This is a genomic window from Streptomyces aureoversilis (genome assembly GCF_042657885.1).
Taxonomy (GTDB): domain Bacteria; phylum Actinomycetota; class Actinomycetes; order Streptomycetales; family Streptomycetaceae; genus Streptomyces; species Streptomyces aureoversilis.
The window spans coordinates 374339-394882 of the sequence record NZ_JBHSKJ010000003.1; the positions used below are offsets into that span (position 1 = coordinate 374339).

At 74.1% G+C, this 20544-nt stretch carries 20 protein-coding genes and 1 pseudogene; 13 read left to right on the top strand and 8 right to left on the bottom strand.

The features are described from left to right. Positions 1–10: 10 nt before the first annotated feature. Positions 11–742, bottom strand: a complete 732-nt coding sequence (locus ACFPP6_RS07220) for a lysophospholipid acyltransferase family protein (protein ID WP_382038333.1) — start codon at positions 740–742, stop codon at positions 11–13. 265 nt (positions 743–1007) lie between these two features. On the opposite strand from ACFPP6_RS07220, the gene ACFPP6_RS07225 reads away from it, so the two are divergent. The 6 genes from ACFPP6_RS07225 (at position 1008) to ACFPP6_RS07250 (ending at position 5546) form a co-directional block, all read left to right on the top strand. Beyond that, positions 1008–1334 carry a TlpA family protein disulfide reductase gene (locus ACFPP6_RS07225; protein WP_382038520.1) on the top strand — a complete coding sequence of 109 codons (327 nt, stop codon included), beginning with the start codon at positions 1008–1010 and terminating at the stop codon, positions 1332–1334. 88 nt (positions 1335–1422) lie between these two features. Further along, on the top strand, positions 1423–1503 hold the full coding sequence (locus tag ACFPP6_RS07230) for a putative leader peptide (protein ID WP_372504660.1): 81 nt from the start codon (positions 1423–1425) through the stop codon (positions 1501–1503). A gap of 53 nt (positions 1504–1556) precedes the next feature. Then, positions 1557–2060, top strand: a complete 504-nt coding sequence (locus ACFPP6_RS07235; RefSeq protein WP_382038335.1) for a flavin reductase family protein — start codon at positions 1557–1559, stop codon at positions 2058–2060. 188 nt (positions 2061–2248) lie between these two features. Beyond that, positions 2249–3037 carry an electron transfer flavoprotein subunit beta/FixA family protein gene (locus tag ACFPP6_RS07240; RefSeq protein ID WP_058042856.1) on the top strand — a complete coding sequence of 263 codons (789 nt, stop codon included), beginning with the start codon at positions 2249–2251 and terminating at the stop codon, positions 3035–3037. A gap of 57 nt (positions 3038–3094) precedes the next feature. Beyond that, positions 3095–4057, top strand: coding sequence for an electron transfer flavoprotein subunit alpha/FixB family protein (locus tag ACFPP6_RS07245; protein ID WP_382038336.1), 963 nt, complete (start codon positions 3095–3097; stop codon positions 4055–4057). 214 nt (positions 4058–4271) lie between these two features. Next, complete coding sequence (locus ACFPP6_RS07250; protein WP_382038337.1) at positions 4272–5546, top strand: DUF6986 family protein; 1275 nt, start codon at positions 4272–4274, stop codon at positions 5544–5546. Between the two features lie 22 nt (positions 5547–5568). On the opposite strand, the gene ACFPP6_RS07255 is transcribed toward ACFPP6_RS07250, so the two are convergent. Continuing rightward, positions 5569–6558: a LacI family DNA-binding transcriptional regulator gene (locus tag ACFPP6_RS07255; RefSeq protein WP_382038522.1), complete on the bottom strand. Its 990-nt coding sequence runs from the start codon at positions 6556–6558 to the stop codon at positions 5569–5571. A 198-nt stretch (positions 6559–6756) separates the two neighbouring features. Between ACFPP6_RS07255 and ACFPP6_RS07260 the strand changes: the two genes are divergently transcribed. Together ACFPP6_RS07260 and ACFPP6_RS07265 are read left to right on the top strand one after the other, a co-directional pair. After that, positions 6757–7728: an ROK family protein gene (locus ACFPP6_RS07260; RefSeq protein WP_382038339.1), complete on the top strand. Its 972-nt coding sequence runs from the start codon at positions 6757–6759 to the stop codon at positions 7726–7728. Positions 7729–7976: 248 nt separating this feature from the next. Further along, entirely contained in the window at positions 7977–9014 is a 1038-nt protein-coding gene (locus tag ACFPP6_RS07265; protein WP_382038341.1) for an NUDIX hydrolase, read from the top strand. Between the two features lie 51 nt (positions 9015–9065). On the opposite strand, the gene ACFPP6_RS07270 is transcribed toward ACFPP6_RS07265, so the two are convergent. Next, positions 9066–10463 carry a dipeptidase gene (locus ACFPP6_RS07270; protein WP_382038343.1) on the bottom strand — a complete coding sequence of 466 codons (1398 nt, stop codon included), beginning with the start codon at positions 10461–10463 and terminating at the stop codon, positions 9066–9068. 177 nt (positions 10464–10640) lie between these two features. Between ACFPP6_RS07270 and ACFPP6_RS07275 the strand changes: the two genes are divergently transcribed. Next, entirely contained in the window at positions 10641–11870 is a 1230-nt protein-coding gene (locus ACFPP6_RS07275; RefSeq protein ID WP_382038345.1) for a geranylgeranyl reductase family protein, read from the top strand. Positions 11871–12288: 418 nt separating this feature from the next. Here ACFPP6_RS07275 and ACFPP6_RS07280 read toward each other — a convergent pair whose 3' ends face one another. After that, complete coding sequence (locus ACFPP6_RS07280; RefSeq protein WP_382038347.1) at positions 12289–13188, bottom strand: DUF2797 domain-containing protein; 900 nt, start codon at positions 13186–13188, stop codon at positions 12289–12291. A 93-nt stretch (positions 13189–13281) separates the two neighbouring features. Beyond that, on the bottom strand, positions 13282–14505 hold the full coding sequence (locus tag ACFPP6_RS07285) for an MFS transporter (protein WP_382038349.1): 1224 nt from the start codon (positions 14503–14505) through the stop codon (positions 13282–13284). A 17-nt stretch (positions 14506–14522) separates the two neighbouring features. Here ACFPP6_RS07285 and ACFPP6_RS07290 point away from each other — a divergent pair, with 17 nt between their 5' ends. Next, positions 14523–15743 carry an ROK family protein gene (locus ACFPP6_RS07290; protein ID WP_382038350.1) on the top strand — a complete coding sequence of 407 codons (1221 nt, stop codon included), beginning with the start codon at positions 14523–14525 and terminating at the stop codon, positions 15741–15743. Between the two features lie 49 nt (positions 15744–15792). Next, positions 15793–16296: pseudogene (locus ACFPP6_RS07295) on the top strand (ABC transporter permease); the annotation flags it as partial. Between the two features lie 38 nt (positions 16297–16334). Here ACFPP6_RS07295 and ACFPP6_RS07300 read toward each other — a convergent pair. Then, the gene (locus ACFPP6_RS07300) at positions 16335–16904 is read right to left on the bottom strand and encodes an ATP-binding protein (RefSeq protein ID WP_382038351.1); all 570 of its coding nucleotides are present in this window, start codon (positions 16902–16904) and stop codon (positions 16335–16337) included. A 197-nt stretch (positions 16905–17101) separates the two neighbouring features. Then, positions 17102–17434 (bottom strand): hypothetical protein, encoded by a 333-nt coding sequence (locus ACFPP6_RS07305; RefSeq protein WP_382038353.1) that lies wholly within the window; start codon positions 17432–17434, stop codon positions 17102–17104. Between the two features lie 132 nt (positions 17435–17566). On the opposite strand from ACFPP6_RS07305, the gene ACFPP6_RS07310 reads away from it, so the two are divergent. Beyond that, entirely contained in the window at positions 17567–18742 is a 1176-nt protein-coding gene (locus ACFPP6_RS07310) for a PLP-dependent cysteine synthase family protein (protein ID WP_382038355.1), read from the top strand. Between the two features lie 336 nt (positions 18743–19078). Continuing rightward, a complete protein-coding gene (locus tag ACFPP6_RS07315; protein WP_382038356.1) occupies positions 19079–19552 on the top strand; it encodes a cupin domain-containing protein in 474 nt (157 codons plus the stop codon). 368 nt (positions 19553–19920) lie between these two features. Here the strand turns inward: ACFPP6_RS07315 and ACFPP6_RS07320 are convergent, their stop codons facing one another. Continuing rightward, positions 19921–20511 (bottom strand): UDP binding domain-containing protein, encoded by a 591-nt coding sequence (locus ACFPP6_RS07320; protein WP_465269366.1) that lies wholly within the window; start codon positions 20509–20511, stop codon positions 19921–19923. Between the last annotated feature and the right edge of the window lie 33 nt (positions 20512–20544).

A 20544-nucleotide genomic window follows, 5' to 3' on the forward strand; every position in this document is an offset into this window, starting at 1 on the left:
CGTACGGGGCCTAGCCGCGCCGGTCCGAGGCGGCCGCCGCGTGCGGTGCGGGCGCCGTGCCGCCGAGGTGGGCCGGGATCCACCAGGTGTCGTTCGCGTCCTTGGGGCGCACGGGGTAGGCGCGTTGGGCCGCCTCCAGGAGATCCTGCACCCGCGAGCGCACCCGGTCGGTGACGGTGTCCGCGTGCTCGGCGGGGTCGGCGGCCATCGGCTCGCCGACCCGTATCGTGATCGGCACGTGGTTGCGGCCCAGGTCGCGCTTGTGACCCTTGGTCCACAGCCGCTGGGTGCCCCACAGCGCCATCGGCAGCAGCGGCACCCCGGCCTCCTGCGCGAGCCGCGCCGCGCCGGACTTGAAGTTCTTGAGCGTGAACGACTGGGAGATCGTCGCCTCCGGGAAGACACCGATGATCTCGCCCGAGCGCAGCGCCGAGAGCGCGTGCTTGTAGGCGTCCATGCCGGCCGCGCGGTCCACGGGGATGTGCTTCATCGCGCGCATCAGCGGCCCCGACACCTTGTGCCGGAAGACGGACTCCTTCGCCATGAACCGCACCAGCCGCTTGGCGGGGCGGGCGGTCAGGCCGCAGAAGACGAAGTCGAGGTAGCCGATGTGGTTGCTCACCAGGACCGCCCCGCCCCGCGCCGGGACGTGCTCGGTTCCCTGGATGTCGAAGCGCAGGTCGAGCGCCTTGAACATGGTGCGGGCGACACCGATCACCGGGGGATAGACGAGCTCTGCCATCGGGGGAGATTCCTTCCGGGCCTGGGGAGGGGGACGTGCCGGACACCGGCGTACCCGCTAAGTTACGCGGCCGTAGGGTGTGGCTTCTGCCAGATCGTGCCTGAATGCCCGGCCGGGGGCCAGCGAGGACGGCCCGGCGGCCGGGAGATCCTCATCACGTAGGCCGGAAACCGGCCGGAAGCCACCGGCGGGCGCGGCGGAATTTTCTGCGGCGCCCAGGGCGCTGCACCGGGGGACGTCAGAGGAGAAAGAGGGGCCGAGCGTGCTGCACGAGGGCGACGACGGGCTGCGGCTTGAGGCCGCCGACATCGGCGGGGAGCTGGGGGAGCGCGCCACGCTCGTGCAGTTCTCCAGCGCCTTCTGCCAGCCCTGCCGGGCGACCAGGCGCACCCTGGAGCAGGTCGCGGCCATGGTCGGCGGGGTCGCCCACGTCGAGGTGGACGCGGAGGCGCACCTCGCCCTCGTACGGGCCCTGGAGATCACCGCGACGCCCACCGTCCTCGTCCTCGACGCCGCCGGCCGCATCGTGCGCCGGGCGGCCGGGCAGCCGCGCAGGGCCGACGTCATCGCCGCGCTCGGTGCGGCGGTGTGAGCCGCGGTGAGCCGCGGTGATCGTGATCCCTCTCCCATCTCCCGGGCCGCCCTTGACGCTCCGCACCGCGAATCGTCAGTGTGACGTCGTGTGGCCAGGACCGTTTCTCCACGGACGTGCGCACGTCGACCTGCTGCGGACGGCGAGCGCGTGCTGTCCGGGCGCGTGAGCGCCGCGACGACCGTTCGGATCGGCTCGACCCTCCAGCAGAAGGACAGTTCCATGACGGCCATGCCCGGGCTGGGCACCTCCCTCGCCACCCCCGAACTGCTGCGCTCCGTCTTCCGCCGGCACGCCGCCGGCGTCGCCGTGATCACGGCGCAGGGCGTGCGTCCGGTCGGCTTCACGGCCACCTCGCTGACGTCCGTCGCCGCGGAGCCTCCCCTGGTCTCCTTCGGGGTGGGCACCGGCTCGTCCAGCTGGCCCGTGCTCGCCGAGGCGGAGCACGTCGGCGTGCACATACTCGGCGAGCACCAGCGGGAGCTGGCCGCGACCTTCGCGCGCAGCGGTGCCGACCGCTTCGCCGCGCCCACGAGCTGGCGTTCCGGGCCGGAGGGCGTGCCGCTGCTGGACGGCGTTCTCGCGTGGCTGGTGTGCCGCGTGGTGGCCCGTGTGCCCGCCGGGGACCACCGGGTCGTGCTCGCCGAGGTCGTCGCGGGCGACTCCGCGGGGGCGGGCCGTCCGCTCGTCTACCACCAGGGGCGCTTCAACGGTCTGCGGGACTGAGACGTCCCGCGTCCCCCGCGTTGGACAGATCACAGCCGACCGGCCTTGCGCCCGGGTGAACGGGTCGGTGTACTGACGAGTAACATTCCGTTCGAGGCGCGGCCCGCCACGGGCGGAATCCGCCCCACAAGGCGCCTATGCTGCCTGCCAAGGCAGCTACGAAGAGACGATGCAGTAGGAGAGCCGGCGTGAGCTTGAGGATCGTTGTCACTGTGAAGTACGTGCCCGACGCCACCGGCGACCGGCACTTCGCCGAAGACCTGACCGTCGACCGCGACGACGTGGACGGCCTGCTCTCGGAGCTCGACGAGTACGCGGTCGAGCAGGCGCTGCAGATCAAGGAGGCGGCCGACGACGACGCGGAGATCACCGTCCTGACCGTCGGCCCCGAGGACGCCAAGGACGCGCTGCGCAAGGCGCTTTCCATGGGTGCGGACAAGGCCGTCCACGTCGAGGACGACGACCTCCACGGCACCGACGCCCTCGGCACCTCGCTGGTGCTGGCCAAGGCCCTGGAGCACGTCGGCTACGACCTGGTCGTCTCCGGCATGGCCTCCACCGACGGCGGCATGGGCGTCGTCCCGGCGATGCTCGCCGAGCGCCTGGGCGTCCCGCAGGTCACCCTGCTCTCCGAGGTCAAGGTCGAGGACGGCAAGGTCACCGGCCGCCGCGACGGCGACGCCGCCAGCGAGCAGCTGGAGGCCTCCCTCCCGGCCGTCGTCTCCGTGACCGACCAGTCCGGCGAGGCCCGCTACCCGTCCTTCAAGGGCATCATGGCGGCCAAGAAGAAGCCGGTGGAGTCCCTGGACCTCTCCGACCTCGGCCTGGAGGCCGAGGAGGTCGGCCTGGAGGGCGCCTGGACCAAGGTCGACGAGGCCACGGAGCGCCCGGCCCGCACGGCCGGCACCGTCGTCAAGGACGAGGGCGAGGGCGGCAAGCAGCTCGCCGAGTTCCTCGCGGGCCAGAAGTTCATCTGAGCTCTCTGATCCCGAACGAACCGTCACCCGCCCCACTTTTTCCGCAGGAGCAACGCCATGGCTGAAGTCCTCGTCTACGTCGACCACGTGGACGGCGCCGTCCGCAAGCCCACCCTCGAACTGCTCACCCTCGCCCGCCGCATCGGCGAGCCCGTCGCCGTGCACCTGGGCGCCGGTGCCGACGCCGCGGCCGCCGTGCTCGGCGAGTACGGCGCGGTGAAGGTCCTCGCGGCCGACGCGTCCGAGTTCGCCGACTACCTCGTCGCGCCGAAGGTCGACGCGCTGGAGGCCGCGTACAACGCCGTCTCGCCGGCCGCCGTACTGCTGCCGTCCTCCGCCGAGGGCAAGGAGATCGCGGCCCGCCTCGCGGTCCGCATCGGCTCCGGCATCATCACCGACGCCGTCGACCTGGAGGCCGGTGCCGAGGGCCCGGTGGCCACGCAGTCCGTCTTCGCGGCCTCGTACTCCACCAAGTCCCGCGTCACCAAGGGCACGCCGGTCATCACCGTCAAGCCCAACTCCGCCGCCCCGGAGGCCGCCCAGGCCGCCGGCACGGTCGAGCAGCTCGCCGTCTCCTTCGGCGAGAAGTCCACCGGCACCAAGGTCGTCTCCCGCACCCCGCGCGAGTCGACGGGCCGCCCCGAGCTGACCGAGGCCGCGATCGTGGTCTCCGGCGGCCGCGGCGTCAACGGCGCCGAGAACTTCTCGATCATCGAGGCCCTCGCCGACTCGCTCGGCGCGGCCGTCGGCGCCTCCCGCGCCGCCGTGGACGCCGGCTGGTACCCGCACACCAACCAGGTCGGCCAGACCGGCAAGTCCGTCTCGCCGCAGCTGTACATCGCGGCGGGCATCTCCGGCGCCATCCAGCACCGGGCCGGCATGCAGACCTCGAAGACCATCGTGGCCGTCAACAAGGACGCCGAGGCCCCGATCTTCGACCTGGTCGACTACGGCGTGGTCGGCGACCTCTTCGAGGTCGTCCCGCAGCTGACCGACGAGGTCAAGACCCGCAAGGGCTGACCCCGCGGCACCACGTGCCGGGGCCCCCGTACGCGACGGCGTGCGGGGGCCCCGTCGTGCACGGACGGCCCAGCCCGCCGGCCCCGCCCACCGGTGCCGCCGGCCTGTTGACCCGCCGCCGGGCCGTCGATAGCTTCGCCCGCACGGACGATCGGTTCCGTCCGTGGGGGTACCTTCCGGCGCCGGCCGGGGAGGCTGGGCGGAGAGGTGTGCCATGGGACAGCACGGGACGATCGCGACGACCTTCGCGAGCGCGGTGGGGAAGCGCATCGGAGCCTCCCTCGCGGGCGTCGACGCCGAACTCGCGCGCCGCTACCCCGGCGACCCCGGCACCCGCCAGCCCGTCCACACCGTCTACGTCCCCGCCGACGTCTTCGCCGCCGACACCCTCCGCTTCTGGGGCGGCCGGGCCCTCGCCGCCCTCGACGAGCACGCGCCCGACGCCGCCTCCCTCGCCGCCGTACTCGGCCTCCCCGAGGCCCTCGCCGGGCCCGTCCACGACCGCGTGCGCGCCAAACTGCAGCGGGAGCCCGTCGAGGACCTCCGCATCGACTTCGAGGACGGCTACGGGCCGCGCCCCGACGACGAGGAGGACGCGGCGGCCGCCCGTGCGGCGCGGCTGGTGGCCGGGATGTACGAGGACGGCACCGCGGCGCCCTTCATGGGCATCCGGATGAAGTGCATGGAGGCGGCCGTCCGGGACCGCGGCATCCGCACCCTCGACATCTTCCTCACCGGCCTGATGGAGGCGGGCGGGCTGCCCGGAGGGCTGCTCCTCACCCTCCCCAAGGTCACCTACGCCGAGCAGGTGGCCGCCATGGCCGAGCTCGCCGGGGAGTTCGAGAAGGCGCGCGGCCTGGAGCCCGGCCGGATCCGCTTCGAGATACAGATCGAGACCACGCAGGCGATCCTCGGTGCCGACGGGCGCACCACCGTCGCCCGGATGATCGACGCGGCGGGCGGGCGCGCGACCTCGCTGCACTACGGCACCTTCGACTACAGCGCCTCCTGCGGCGTGGGCGCCGCGCACCAGTCGCCCGACCATCCCGTCGCCGACCACGCGAAGGCCGTCATGCAGGTGGCCGCGGCGGGCACCGGCGTCCGCGTCTCCGACGGCTCCACCAACGTCCTGCCCGTCGGGCCGACGCCCCAGGTGCACGCCGCCTGGCGGCTCCACCACGGCCTCGTGCGCCGGTCGTTGACGCGCGCCTACTACCAGGGCTGGGACATGCACCCGGGCCATCTGCCCACCCGCTACGCCGCGGTGTACGCCTTCTACCGCGAGGGCCTGGAGAGCGCCGCCGCCCGCCTGGACGCCTACGTCAACCGCTCCGGCGGCGACATCCTCGACGAGCCCGCCACCGCGCGGGCGCTCAGTGGCCACCTGCTGCGCGGCCTGGACTGCGGTGCCGTGGACGCGGCGGAGGTGACGGCCCTGACGGGCCTGGGCCGCGACGGCCTGGAGGGGCTCGCGGGGCGGACGGGCTGAATACCCGCCCCGGGTCGCTCCCTCAGCCCTCCGCGGGGGGCAGTTCGCCCGAGCCGCGCACGATCAGACGGGTCGGCAGCTCCACCCGCTGCGGCGGCTCCGCCACCCCGTCCAGCCGGCGGAACAGCCGCTCGGCGGCGGTGCGGCCCAGCCGGGCCGCGTCCTGCGCGACGACAGTGACGCCGGGGGAGAGCAGGTCGGCCAGTTCGAGGTCGTCGAAGCCCACGAGGGCGACCGGGCGGGGCGAGCGGGACAGGACGCGCACGACCGTGGCCGTCACCCGGTTGTTGCCGGCGAACAGCGCGGTCACCGGCCGCGGCCCGGAGAGCATCCGCTCCGCCTCGGCGCGCACGCGCTCGGGGGCCGTGGGCCCCAGGGACACCCAGGACTCGTCCACGGGCAGGCCGGCGGCGGCCATGGCGGCGCGGTAGCCGCGCAGCCGCTCGGTGGCGGTGTGGATGCGAGGGCGGTCGCCGATGAAGCCGATGCGGCTGTGGCCGTGCGCGACGAGGTGGGCGACGCCCTCGCGGGCGCCGCCGAAGCTGTCGGAGAGCACGACGTCGGCCTCGGTCCGGCCGGCCGGGCGGTCGACGAAGACCGTGGCGATGCCCGCCGCGATCTCCGGTTCGAGGTAGCGGTGGTCGTCGCCGGCCGGGATGATGATCAGACCGTCGACCCGGCGGGCGCAGAAGGCCAGCGCGAGCTCCCGCTCACGCTCCGGGTCCTCCGCGCTGGAGCCGTTGATGAGCAGGGCGCCGTGGGCGCGGGCGACCTCCTCGACGGCCCGGTTGAGGGGCGCGTAGAAGGGGTCGGCGAGGTCTTCGAGGACGAGCCCGATGGAGGCGGTGCGGCCCTTGCGCAGGATGCGGGCGCTGTCGTTGCGCCGGAAGCCCAGGGCCGTGATCGCGTCCTGCACGCGCCGCTCGGTGTCGGGGGTGACGCCCGGCTCTCCGTTCACCACCCGGGAGACGGTCTTCAGGCCGACGCCGGCGCGGGCCGCCACGTCCTTCATCGTCGGGCGGGCGCCGTATCGGGGGGAGGGGCTGCGGGCGGGCTGGGCACTGCTCGACACGGGTGCTCGTCCTTACCAGGGGCCGGTGCGGGGTGACTGGGGTGACGTCGAGCATAGAGCCTAGACAACGTTGTCAGATCCGGACAGACTGGCCTCCGCAGCGCCCGCACCCCTGCCCCACCAGGAGAGATCGTCCCCATGCGCACCGACTTCGCCGACCTTGTCGCGGCCCTCGACATCGGCGGCACCAAGATCGCGGGCGCGCTGGTGGACGACCGCGGCCGGCTGCTGGCCCGCGCGCAGCGCCCGACCCCCGCGCGCGAGGACGGCGCCACGGTGATGGGCGCGGTGGCGGAGGTGCTGGAGGAGCTCGGGCGCGCGGCGCAGTGGCCGCGCGTACGGGCCGTGGGCATCGGCAGCGCGGGTCCGGTGGACGCGTCCCGGGGGACCGTCAGCCCCGTCAACGTCCCCGGCTGGCGGGACTACCCCCTCGTCGCCGAGGTGGCGCGGCGGGCGGACGGCCTGCCGGTGGTGCTCGTCGGCGACGGTGTCGCGATGACGGCGGCCGAGCACTGGCAGGGCGCCGCCCGGGGGCGTGCGAACGCTCTGTGCATGGTGGTGTCCACCGGCGTCGGCGGCGGCCTGGTCCTCGGCGGCCGTCTGCACCCCGGTCCCACCGGCAACGCGGGCCACATCGGGCACATCAGCGTCGACATCGACGGCGACCCCTGCCCCTGCGGCGCCCGTGGCTGCGTCGAACGCATCGCCAGCGGGCCCAACATCGCCCGCCGCGCGCTGGACGCCGGCTGGCTCCCGGGCCCGGACGGCGACCGCAGCGCCGCTGCCGTCGCCGCGGCCGCGCGGGCGGGGGACGCCGTGGCCCGCGCCTCCTTCGAGCGGGCCGCCCAGGCCCTGGCCGCCGGAATCGCCGCGACCGCGACGCTGGTCGAGGTCGAGGTCGCCGTCATAGGCGGCGGCGTGGCGGGCGCGGGGGACGTCCTCTTCGCCCCGCTGCGCGCGCGCCTGCGCGACTACGCGACGCTGTCGTTCGCGGCGGGCATCGAGGTGCTGCCCGCCGAACTGGGCCCCGACGCGGGCCTCGTGGGGGCCGCCGCGGCGGCCGCGCAGCACCTCGGGCTGTGGACCGTCCGGGAGCCCGGCCCGGCGTAGCACTCCCGCGGGACGAGCCGGGAGGTGTACTGCCCGGCGTAGCACTCGTGCGCGGGAGGAGTACTGCCGGCGTAGAACGCGCCGGACAGTGGCGGTAGGGGCCGCTGCAGCGATGGACGCAGCCGGAAGCCCGGGCGGGGGCCCGCCCCTTCCGGCGGGCGGGGACCCCCGGCACCGTGCCCCTCACACGCGTTTCCGTGGCAAGGTGTTCCGGGCACTTCACAGGGGTCTACGGAGAAGGGGGAACCGTGATCGTCTGGCTGAACGGCGCGTTCAGTGCGGGGAAGACCAGCACGGCCAGGGAACTGGCCGAGCTGATCCCGGACAGCACCCTCTACGACCCCGAGGTGATCGGCGGGGCGCTGCAGTACCTGCTGCCGCCCAAGAGAATGGGCGAGGTCGGCGACTTCCAGGACCTGCCGGTCTGGCGGCGGCTGGTCGTCGACGCGGCGGCCGCCCTGCTCGCCGAGGTCGGCGGGGTGCTCGTCGTCCCCATGACCCTGCTGCGCCAGGAGTACCGGGACGAGATCTTCGGGGGGCTCGCCGCTCGCCGCATCCCGGTGCGACATGTGCTGCTGACTGTCGACGAAACGATCCTGCGCGCTCGGATAGCAGGGCGCGAGGAGTTCGCGGACGACCCCGACCGCAGTGAGTCCGTCCGGCAGTGGGCGCTGGACCACATCGCCCCCTACCGCGAGGCGCTCCCCTGGCTCCGTACCGACGCCTACGCCGTAGAGACCGGCCATCTGACGCCGCGTGAGGCGGCCGAGCGGGTCGCGGACGCCGTGCGCAGCGGCGCCGCGGGGGCGTGCGCCATCGTGCAGACCCCCGAGCCGACGGCCGAGACGCTCGCCGCCGGCGTGCTCCTCTTCGACGAGGAGGACCGCTTCCTGCTGGTGGACCCCACGTACAAGCCGGGCTGGGAGTTCCCCGGCGGCGTGGTCGAGCCCGGCGAGGCGCCCGCCCGCGCCGGGATGCGCGAGGTGGCCGAGGAGATCGGCATCCGGCTCGCCGAGGTGCCCCGCCTGCTCGTCGTCGACTGGGAGCCGCCCAAGCCGCCAGGCTACGGCGGCCTGCGGTTCCTCTTCGACGGCGGGCGGCTGGCCGGGGCCGACGCCCGCCGGCTCCTGCTGCCCGGCTCCGAACTGCGCGGCTGGCGGTTCGTCACCGAGAGCGAGGCGGCCGCCCTGCTGCCGCCCGTGCGGCTGAGCAGGCTGCGCTGGGCGCTGCGCGCCCGCGAACAGGGGCGCCCGCTCAACCTCGAGGCGGGCGTCCCCGTCGGGTGAGCCCGCGGGGGCGGGGGCCGGGCCGCGGAGCCCGGCCCCCGCCGCGGGACGTCAGCGCTTGCCCTCCGCGTAGTTGCCCAGGAACAGGGCCTCCGCCAGGGAGAGGCGCTCCAGCTCCTCCGGCGAGACGCTCTCGTTGACCGCGTGGATCTGCGCCTCGGGCTCGCTCAGCCCGATCAGCAGGATCTCCGCCTCCGGGTACAGCGCGGTGAGGGTGTTGCACAGCGGGATCGAGCCGCCCATGCCGGAGATCTGCATCTCCTGGCCCGGGTAGGCGACGCGCATGGCGTCGGCCATCGCCGCGTAGGCCGGGCTGCCGGTGTCCGCGCGGAACGCCTGCCCCTGCCCGATCTGCTCCCACTCGACGCGCGCGCCCCACGGGGCCGCCGCCTTCAGGTGCTCGCCCAACAGCTTCGTCGCCGCCGCCGCGTCCGTGCCCGGCGGCACGCGCAGGCTGATCAGCGCCCGGGCGCCCGCGTGGACCGAGGGGGTGGCGCCGATGACGGGCGGGCAGTCGATGCCGAGGACGGTGACGGCGGGGCGCGCCCACAGCCGGTCGGCGACGGTGCCCGAGCCGATCAGCCCCACGCCGTCGAGGACCTTGGCGTCCTTGCGGAAGTCCTCCTCCGGGTACTGCATGCCCTCCCAGCTCGCCGCCGCCTCGGCCTCCAGGCCGGTGACGGTCGTCGAACCGTCCTCGGCGCGCAGCGAGTCGAGGATGCGGATCAGCGCCGCCAGGGCGTCGGGCGCCGCGCCGCCGAACTGCCCCGAGTGCAGGTTGCCCTCCAGGGTGTCCACCTTGACGCGGACGAGCGTCATGCCGCGCAGCGTCGCGGTGGCGGTGGGCAGGCCCACGCGGAAGTTGCCGGCGTCGCCGATGACGATGCTGTCGGCGGCCAGCAGCTCCGGGTGCGCCGTGGCGTAGCGCTCCAGGCCTCCGGTGCCCTGCTCCTCCGAGCCCTCGACGATCATCTTCACGCCGACCGGCACGCCGCCGTGCTCCTTGAGCGCGCGCAGTGCGGTCAGGTGCAGGATCACCCCGCCCTTGCAGTCGGCCGCGCCGCGCCCGTACCAGCGGCCGTCGCGCTCGGTCAGCTCGAACGGGGGCGAGAGCCAGGCGGACTCGTCCAGCGGCGGCTGCACGTCGTAGTGCGCGTAGAGCAGCACGGTGGGGGCGCCCGCCGGGCCGGGGAGGTAGCCGTAGACGGACTGGGTGCCGTCGGGGGTGTCGAGCAGGGCGACGTCCTCGAACCCCTCGGCCCGCAGGGCGTCGGCCACCCAGCCCGCGGCCGCCTCGCACTCGCTCTTCGGGAACTGCGCCTCGTCCGCCACCGACCGGAAGGCCACCAGCTCGGCCAGCTCGGTCCTGGCGCGGGACTGCAGCGAGGCGACGGTCGCCGCCAGCTCGGCCGGGGCCGGCCGGTGGGGGTGGTTCGAGGACGCTTCCATGGAACGCTCCTTGTGGACGCGGCGTTGTATCCGTACGTATGGGCGATTGTGCCGTTCGATCCTCCCACGCCCGCCTCCCGCCGCTCCCACGGCCTTCCCGTGGCGGCGGCGCCAGAGGCTGGCCGTAGGATGCGGGCGGTAGCCGTAGCCGGTGATCGAGCGGGAGTAGAAGCACAGGTGAGCAGCGACAACGCAGCCGAGGGCGCGGAGCGGGACGCGGGCGGGGGCCCGGAGCCGGTGTGGGACGTCGTGGTGGTGGGCGCCGGGCCCGGCGGGGCCTCCGCCGCGCACGCCGCCGCCTCCACGGGCCGCCGGGTCCTGCTCCTGGAGAAGGCCGACCTGCCGCGCTACAAGACGTGCGGCGGCGGCATCATCGGCCCCTCGCGGGACGCCCTGCCGCCCGGCTTCGAACTGCCCCTGCGCGACCGCGTCCACGCCGTCACGTTCTCCCTCAACGGGAAGCTGACGCGCACGCGCCGCTCCAAGCGGATGCTGTTCGGCCTCATCAACCGGCCCGAGTTCGACGCCGCCCTGGTCGAGGCCGCCAAGGACGCCGGCGCCGAGGTGCGCACGGGCGTGACCGTCTCGCGCGTCGAGCAGCACGGCCCGGCCGTGCCCGACCGGCGCACGGTCGCCGTGGTCCTCTCGAACGGCGAGACCGTCCTGGCCCGCGCGGTCGTCGGGGCCGACGGCAGCGCCGGGCGCATAGGGGCACACGTGGGAGTGAAGCTCGCCCAGGTCGACCTCGGCCTGGAGGCCGAGATTCCCGTGCCCCCGACGGTCGCCGAGGACTGGGCCGGGCGCGTGCTCATCGACTGGGGCCCGATCCCCGGCAGTTACGGCTGGGTCTTCCCCAAGGGCGACACCCTCACCGTCGGCGTGATCTCGGCCCGCGGCGACGGCTCGGCCACCAAGCGGTACCTGGAGGACTTCATCGCCCGCCTCGGCCTCGCGGGCTTCGAGCCGAGCATCTCCTCCGGCCACCTGACCCGCTGCCGCTCGGACGACTCCCCGCTCTCCCGCGGCCGCGTCATCGTCTGCGGCGACGCCGCGGGCCTGCTGGAGCCGTGGACCCGCGAGGGCATCTCCTTCGCGCTGCGCTCGGGCCGGCTCGCGGGGGAGTGGGCGGTCCGCATCGGCGAGGCGCAGGACGCCGTCGACGCCCGCCGCCAGGCCCTCAACTACGCCTTCGCCATCAAGGCCGGGCTGGGCGTGGAGATGGGCGTCGGCCGCCGCATGCTCGCCTTCTACGAGCGCCGCCCCGGTCTGATGCACGCCGCGCTCACCGGCTTCCGCCCGGCGTGGCACGCCTTCATGAGGATCACCCGGGGCACGACCACGCTCGCGGAGATCGTCAGGACGCACCCGGTGGCCCGACGCGTGCTGTCCGCGTCCGACCGCCCGTAGCGGTCGGGGCCGTTGCCGGTCCGGGGACGGGGGCGGGCGCCGTGCCCCGGCCGCCGGCTGGTCTTCGGCCGTCAGCTGGTTTCCGGGCGCCGGCTGGTTTCCGGGCGTCGGCCGGTCTTCGGCCGCTCCCGCCGCCCCGTCACGGGGCCCGGGCGTGCCGGGCTCCCTGCCTCCGGTGGAGTGGACTTCCGGTGGAGTGGACGCGCCCACGGCGCACGGCTGACGCGGCGGGTGCCGCTGCCGACCAGCTTTGCCCGCATGGGGAGCGGGAGACCGGCGCCTGGGTGCGGGAGCGCGGCGCCGAGCCGCCGGGGAGCGGTGGCTCGCCCGCCCGACGGGCTGGGCTGATGCAGCTCCTGCACTACTCCTGATACCGCCCCTGCACCCGCTCCTTCCGCGTGGCGGGGTGGGGGCCCTGTCAGAAGAGGGCCTCCGGGCCGGTGGCCTCGGGCGGGCGTACGTGCACCTCCGCCGTCGTCTCCGCCCCGGGCGCCGCCGCCGTGAGCGCCCACCCGGCCAGCTGCCGTGCGTCTACCAGCAGTTGCCGACCGTCCGCCGCGTCCAGATACAGGTCGGGCCCCGCCACCGCGGCGACGCTGCCCGATATCGTGCGGCCGGGCGCGAGCACGACCGTCCCGCAGTCCGGCCGAAGCCGGTCGAGGTGGAAGACCGCATCGTGGTGCACGGGGGCGAAAGGCAGCACGGTCAGCGATTCTGGCAGCGTGCCGAGCCCGCACGCCCGGGCATGCAGGGCGGCCAGTTCGGCCGTCCGGGACTCCTGGGCGGGCGCGGGGCACCGGGCGGCCCGCTTGGCGGCGTAGGGGATGCGGTCGGGAACCGAGAGCGCCGCGCCGAGCACCGCCTCCGCACGGCGGGCCGCCATCAGCGGCCCGCGCCCCAGCAGTGCGTAGGACAGCGCGCCCTGTTCGAGCAGGCGCATCCCTTCGCGCTCGGCCGCGGTGATGCCGACCTTGACCGCTCCGGGCACCGACCAGGCCAGGTACACGTCGTACGGGCGGGGGTCGTCGAGGGCGGTGTCGGCGGCGACCGAGTGCGAGCGGTCCAGCCGCGCGCACTCCGCGCACTGCGCCGAGATCGCCGGGGCCGCCACCTCCGCGCCCACCGGGCACGGCGTGCGCCGGCCGGCTCTGCGGACCCCCACGCACCGCCGTGCGGCGCCCGTCGTGAAGGCGATCGGACGCCCTGCGGGCAGCGGGGTGCTGCGCTCGCCGTGCACGGGGTGCAGCCAGGCCAGCGACGGCCCGGCGGACCCCCAGCGCACCCCGCCGCACCGCCAGTCCCCCTGCTCGGCGCTCATGGCCCACCCCTTCCGTGCCCACCCCTTCCGTCCACGCCTTCGGATTGTGTCAGCCCCCACTGACAACGCCGCTCGCCCGCGGGCGGACCCGCCTCAGCGAGCCCCGCCGACCGTGCGGCGCGTGGCGTAGGCGATGGCCGCAGCCACGGCCGAGAGGGCCGCGACGGTGGTCAGCGCCGCAGGGAGGGACGACCCGTCGGCGACGAGGCCGATGACCGGAGGCCCGAGCAGCATGCCGCCGTAGCCGAAGGTGGAGGCCGCGGCCACGCCGGCCGGACCGGCCAGCTCCCCGGCCCGTCCGACCGCGACGGGGAAGATGTTCGCCAGCCCCAGGCCCGTGACCGCGAACCCCACGAGCGCGGCCCAGACCGTGGGCGCCAGCGCCCCGAGCAGCATGCCGGCGGCGGCCGCGGCCCCGCCCGCGACGAGCGTCGCCGTCTGGCCGAGGCGTTCGAGCAGTACGGTGCCGCTCAGCCGGCCCAGGGTCATGGCGAGCGCGAAGGCGGAGTAGCCGGCGGCCGCGACACCGGCGCGGGCCCCGAGGTCCTGCTGCAGGTGCAGCGCGCCCCAGTCCGCGAGCGCCCCTTCGCCGTAGGCCGTGCACAGGGCGATCACGCCGAAGAGGGCGACCGTCCGCCGCCCGCGACCGGAGGGGCTGCCGTCCGCCGCCGCGGCGGCGGCCTCGGCCCGCTCGGTCCGCGGCGCCGGGTGCGCCAGGAGGATGCGTCCTGCGACCGCGGTGACGGCGAGTCCGATCAGGGTCAGGAGCAGCAGGTGGCGGGTGGGGGAGAGGTGTCCGGCGACGAGGCCGCCCAGGCCCGCGCCCAGCATCCCGCCGAGGCTGAACGCGGCGTGGAAGGCCGGCATCACGGGCCTGCGGAGGGCGGCGACGAGGTCGACGGCGGCACTGTTCATGGCGACGTTGATGCCGCCGTAGGCGGCACCGAAGACGAGCAGGACGAGGCCGAGGGTCAGGGCCGAGTGCGTCAGGGGCGGCAGGGCGATCCCCGCGGACATCAGTACGGCGGCGGCGACGGTCACCGGGTGGCTCCCGAACCGGCGGCAGAGCCGTCCGGTGAGCACCATGGTGGCCACCGCGCCCGCCGACACGCCGAGGAGGGCCATGCCGAGGGCGCCCGCGGACGCCCCGGTCTGCTCCTTGATGGCGGGGATGCGGACCACCCAGCCGGCGAAGAGGAAGCCGTCGAGGGCGAAGAACAAGGTGATGGCGCTGCGGAGGCGGCGGAGGGCGGGAGCGGCCGGAGCAGGGCGCTGTTCGCCCAGAAGGGCCGTCCGTATTTTGTTTAGCGTCGGCACAAAGTCAGAATAGGGGTGTGACCCAGACTCGGACAACACGTTTGGAGCGGGGCCGCGGCGCCCTCGGCCCGGCCCTCGAGCTCGTACACACCGGCCGCGCACCCACGCGCGCGGTGCTCACGGCCGAACTCGGGGTGACGCGCGCGACCGCCGGTGCCGTCGCCGCCGAACTGGAGGCCCTCGGACTGATCACCGTCGACGCCCGCCCGGCGGCGGCCGGCTCCCAGGGCCGCCCCTCGCACCGGCTGTCCGTCGCGTCCGGCGGACCGGTGGTGCTCGCCGCCCAGATCCACGCCGACGGCTTCCGCGCCGCTCTCGTGGGCCTCGGCGGCCGGATGGTCGCCACCGCGCCCGGATGCATGACCGTCCCCGCCGACCCGTCGCACATCATCGACGCCGTGGTCGAGGCCGGGGCCGGACTGCTGCGCGAGACCGGCCGCCGCTGCCTGGGCGCCGGCCTCGCCGTCCCCTCGGCCGTCGACGAGCCGGAGGGCACCGCCCTCAACCCGCTCCACCTGTCCTGGCCCGCCGGCGCTCCGGTCCGCGAGTTGTTCACCCAGGCCCTGGCCAAGGCCGGGATCCCCGGCCCGGGAGGTGTCACCGCCACCGGCTCCACCGGCAACGACGTCAACCTCGCCGCGCTCGCCGAACACCGGCACGGCGCCGGCCGCGGCTCCCGGCACCTGCTGTGCGTGGCCACGGGCCACCGCGGCGTCGGCGGGGCGCTCGTCCTCGACGGCCGCCTGCACAGCGGCAGTTCCGGCCTCGCCCTGGAGGTCGGACACCTCACCGTCAACCCCGCCGGTCTGCCCTGCCACTGCGGCAGCCGCGGCTGCCTGGACGTCGAGACGGACCCGCTCGCCTTCCTCACCGCGGCCGGACGCACCCCGGGCCCCGAGGTGTCCCTCCTGCAGCAGGCCCGTGACCTGCTCCGCACGGAGTACTCCGACCCCGCCGTGCGCACCGCCGCCGAGCTGATCGTCGACCGGCTCGGCCTCGGCCTCGCGGGCCTCGTCAACATCCTCAACCCCGACCGCATCATCCTCGGCGGGCTCCACCGCGCCCTGCTGGACGCCGATCCCGAGCGGCTGCGCGCCGTCGTCGCCGACCGCAGCCTGTGGGGCCGCAGCGGCAGCGTGCCGATCCTGCCCTGCACCCTCGACTACAACAGCCTCATCGGCGCGGCCGAAGCCGCCTGGCAGCCCGTCCTCGACGACCCGCTGGCGGCCCTGGGCTGACGGACGCCGTGAACGGCCACGCGTGCGCGCGCACGCGTGACCGCTCACGGGAGTGAAGGAGGGCGTGGGCAAGGCCGCCGTCGCGTACGGCGATCCGGAGGTCTGGCGGTCTGGACCCGCGCCGAGTACGCGGCCTCCGCGGCGAAGAGCGTCGACACGGATGCTCACCCTGGTGCGCCCTGCCGGCCCTCGCGGTGGTCATCGCCCTGCTCGGCATCGCCGACACCCTGACTCTCGCGGGACGCGGACGCACCCGCGAGCCGGGCCTGCTGAGGGTGGTGGGCAGACCCGCGGGCAACTGCGTGCGATGGTCCGCTGGGAGTCGAGTCGGTGCTGGCCGCCGCGTTCGGCACGGCCGGCGGCCCGGGTGTTCGGCGGCTTCCTCGGCTGGGCCCTCGTCCGGGCCACGGGCACCGCCGCCTTCTCCGTGCCGGTGCCGCGCCCGGCGGTGGTCGCCCTGGTGGGGTCGGCCGCCGGCGCGCTCGCGGGGCTGCTGCGGCCCGCCCGGCGGGCGGCGCGCCTGGACGTCCTGCGCGCCGTCGCGGCGGAGTGAGCACCGCGCACCCGCCCGGGGTGGGGACCCCCGTCCGGTCAGCCGGGAACGGCGGAGCGGACGGGGGAGCGGTCGAGCACCGCGGCCGGCCTGCGGGCGGCGGCGGGCTGCTCGTCGAACGCGGGCTCCTCCAGCGGCGGGAGGGCCGGGACGGGCTGTTCGAACGTGACCGTCGTCCGGTCGTCCCGGGTCTGCCGGCCGCCGGCGGCCGGCTCGGGGACGGGCAGCGAGAACCAGACGACCTTGCCGCCGTCGTGGCGCTCCTGCACGCCCCAGCTGTCGCTGACGGCCGCGATCAGGGCGAGACCGCGGCCGTGGGTGCTGCCGGCGTCCGGGTCCGCGACGCGGGGCAGCCGCGGGTCGTGGTCGCGGACCGAGACGGTGAGCCGGTCCAGTACGAGGTCGATCTCGACCGTGCAGCGTTTGTCCGGTTCGGCATGCTGGTGCACGTTCGTCAGGAGTTCGGTGACACAGAGCGCCGCGGGGTCGATGAGCGGATCGAGATTCCAGTACCGCAGTTGCGCAGATACGATTCTGCGGACCTGGCCGATCCGCGGTGGAAGAGCCTGGAGCTCTACGGTGCAGTGCTTGTTCGGTCGGCTGATCACGGCTGCGACTCCCTGGAAGAAGTAGGGCTAGCCTGATGCAGAAGGGCGTTCTGGAACGCGCTGGGGCCGGGCCGGCGGAGACGGCTGCCGAGCCGGGCGGCGGCTGATGTCCAGAGCGTAGCCACCGGTGAACCCTCAGTGATGCTGGTACGAATCAAGGGTCGACTCCCACAGCCGGAAGCGCAACTTCTGCACCCTCAGCCCCTGGCGTCACCATGGCGTCCGGAGCGGACGGCCTCCAGAAACCGCCGGACGGCGGCCTCCCCCGACGCCTCCTCCGGCGCGTCCTCCAACCGGCCCAGGGTGAGCAGGTAGCGCGTGCCGTTCACGGTCGCCCGGGCGCGGTCCCGGCCGGAGAACCACGGTTTGCTCGCGTGGACCGACCCCAGGGGGGCGCTGTCGATCTCCCGGCCGTAGCTGGTGAGCAGCTCCAGCCTGCCGTCCCTGATCTTGACCTGGCCCGCCCGGGTGAGCGAGCGAAGGGATCGCTCGATCCGCACCCCGGTCGCGGTGAACTCCGGATCCGCCACGCCAACCGCCTCCCCGGCCGATTCGTGTGCTCGTGCGCAGTCTGCCTGTGAGGCGGCTCACGCACCAGTGCCCATTTATGATCGAAAGGTCCGAGTGCTCCGCATGGGCCCGGATGGAACGGGAGGAGCGGCGTGAACGGCACCGTGGACCCGGGGGATACGGACGGGGCTGCCCCCGGCCCGGGCCCGGCCGCCTCCGCAGGAGGCCCCGCCCCCACCCTCGACGTCGACCGCAGCGACCCGGCCCACCGCGCCTGGCTCGCCGAAGCGGTCCGCAAGGTCCAGGCCGACGCGAACCGTTCGGCCGACACCCACCTGCTGCGCTTCCCCCTGCCCGAGGAGTGGGGCATCGACCTCTACCTCAAGGACGAGTCCACCCATCCCACCGGAAGCCTCAAGCACCGCCTCGCCCGCTCGCTCTTCCTGCACGGGCTCTGCAACGGCTGGATCCGCCCCGAAGCCCCGGTCGTCGAGGCCTCCAGCGGCTCCTCGGCGGTCTCCGAAGCCTATTTCGCGAGCCTGATCGGCGTGCCGTTCGTGGCTGTCATGCCCCGCACCACCAGCCGGGAGAAGGCCCGGCTCATCGAGTTCCACGGCGGCCGGTGCCACTTCGTGGACGACCCCCGCACGATGTACGCGGAAGCCGCCCTGCTCGCCGAGCGCTCCGGCGGCCACTACATGGACCAGTTCACCTACGCCGAACGGGCCACCGACTGGCGCGGCAACAACAACATCGCGGAATCGGTCTACAGCCAGCTGCGCAGCGAACGCCACCCCGTGCCCGCCTGGATCGTCGCCACCGCGGGCACCGGCGGCACCTCCGCGACCATCGCCCGCTACGCGCGCTACATGCAGTACGACACCCGCATCTGCGTCGCCGACCCCGAATTCTCCTGCTTCTTCGAGGGCTGGAAGAACCACGACCCCGCGGTGACCGGCGAGCGCGGCTCGCGGATCGAGGGCATCGGCCGGCCGCGCATGGAACCCAGCTTCATGCCGGGCGTGATCGACCGGATGATGAAGGTGCCGGACGCCGCGAGCATCGCCGCCGTGCGCGCCCTGGAGCAGGCCATCGGCCGCAGGGCGGGCGGCTCCACCGGCACGGGGCTGTGGAGCGCCCTCAAGATCGTCGCCGAGATGGCCGGCAACGGCTCCAAGGGCAGCGTCGTCACCCTCCTGTGCGACCCGGGGGAGCGCTACCTCGACACGTACTACTCCGACGCCTGGCTCGCCGAACAGGGCCTGGACATCGGGCCGTACGCCGCCGCCATCACCACGTTCCTGGCCACGGGGTACTGGCCGGACTGACGCCGCCCGTCGCCTGCCGCCTGTCACTATGCCGGGACGCCCGTGACCGGGGCCATGCCGGCATCGCTCCACGATTGAACGCCAGAGGCTTTGGCTGGTGGCCTGCTGGTACTGGTAGAGGATCCAGACGTCCGGTGGGGCGCTTGAGGGGCTTCGCCCTCCGCGCATGACTCCCGCAACGGAGCGAGTCCATGGCCAAAGGCAGCAGAGGGCCAGAACCTGTCCGGCCATTCGTGGTGCACTCGCGACCTCCGGCAGACACACCCGGATGGTCGCCTTCCGTCTCCCCGCTGCTGGGAACACCTGAGAAGGTCAGCCACAGAAGGGAGCGGGCCCATGGCGAAGCACGCCCATGTGCGCCACAGCGGTGACGGGAAGGCATTCTGGATGCTGAACGGCCTCTACGAGGTCAAGGCATCCAGTGACGAGACCAACGGTGCGATGACCGTCATGGAGATGACCATCCCGGAAGGAATGGGCCCACCGCCCCACACCCACCCCGGAACCGAGAGTGTCTATGTCATCGAGGGGACCCTCCGCTACCACATCGGTGACGAAACGGTCGAAGGCGGCCCCGGGTCCTTCTTTCACATCCCCGAGGGCACGTTGGAACGGTTCGAGCCCACCAGCACGGTACGGCTCCTGGTCACCTACACTCCGGGCGACGTCGACAAATTCTTCGCCGAGGCAGGCGAACCGGCCCAACGACGCGAGCTGCCACCCCGGTCGGAGACGCCGCCGGACGTTGACCGCCTCATCGAGATCGGCAAGCGGCACGGAATCCAGATGCGGCCCATGCCGAGCTCCTGACTTGACCTACGTGCTGGCGGGCTTCAACTGATCATGTGCTCCGACCGAGGAGTGCAAGCAAGCCCAAGCCGACACATGACAGGCAGTCAGTGTCCCGTTCCGGGGACTGGGTGTATCAGGCGAGGGCACTGGGAGAGCCGCGGAAGGACGGGCCTGGTGGCGCCAACGGGGAATGTGTGCCGCGAATCGCTGTCCTCACTCAGCCGAACAATGGCCTGCTCATTCAGGTGTAGGAGCGGCCTGGCGCGATCCGACCGCCGGCAAGCATTCGGTCCCGCCGGTCCCGCTGCTCTCCACCCTCCCAGGTGGTATGCGGATTTCCGGGAGGTGTGTCCCTGGCTGTCCCTGAGGCTCAGGGCCTGCGCGGTTCAGCGACGTCCGAGGGTGCGGGTGATCCAGCCGGCGTCGCGCCATTGGCCGGTGTTGAGGGTGCCGCGGGCGTCGATGACCTTGGGGTTGTGGGTGCGGGCGGCGAGTCGCTTGGGGTCGATCCGGGTGAACTGCGGCCACTCGGTCAGGTGCAGCAGCAGGTCGGCGTCTTCGGCGGCAGCAATGGGGGCCTCGGCGTAGTCGAGTTCGGGGTGGGGCTTGCGGGCGTTGTCGAGGGCTTTGGGGTCGGTGACGGTGACGGTCGCGCCGAGGTTGTGGAGGGCCTGGGCGACGGCGAGGGCGGGCGAGTCGCGGATGTCGTCGGTCTCGGGCTTGAAGGCGGCGCCCCAGACGGTGATCCGCTTGCCGCGCAGGTCGGTGCCGAGTTCCTCGCGGGCCAGGTCGATGACGCGCTGGCGGCGTCGGGTGTTGACGGCATCGGCTTCGCGGAGGATGCCGGCTGCTTCGTCTGCGCCGAGCTCGTCGGCGCGGGTGGTGAAGCCGCGGAGGTCCTTGGGCAGGCAGCCGCCGCCGAAGCCGAGGCCGGGCCGCAGGCCGCGGCGGCCGATGCGGGTGTCGTGGCCGAGGATGTCGGCGAGCTGGTCGACGTTGGCGCCGGACTT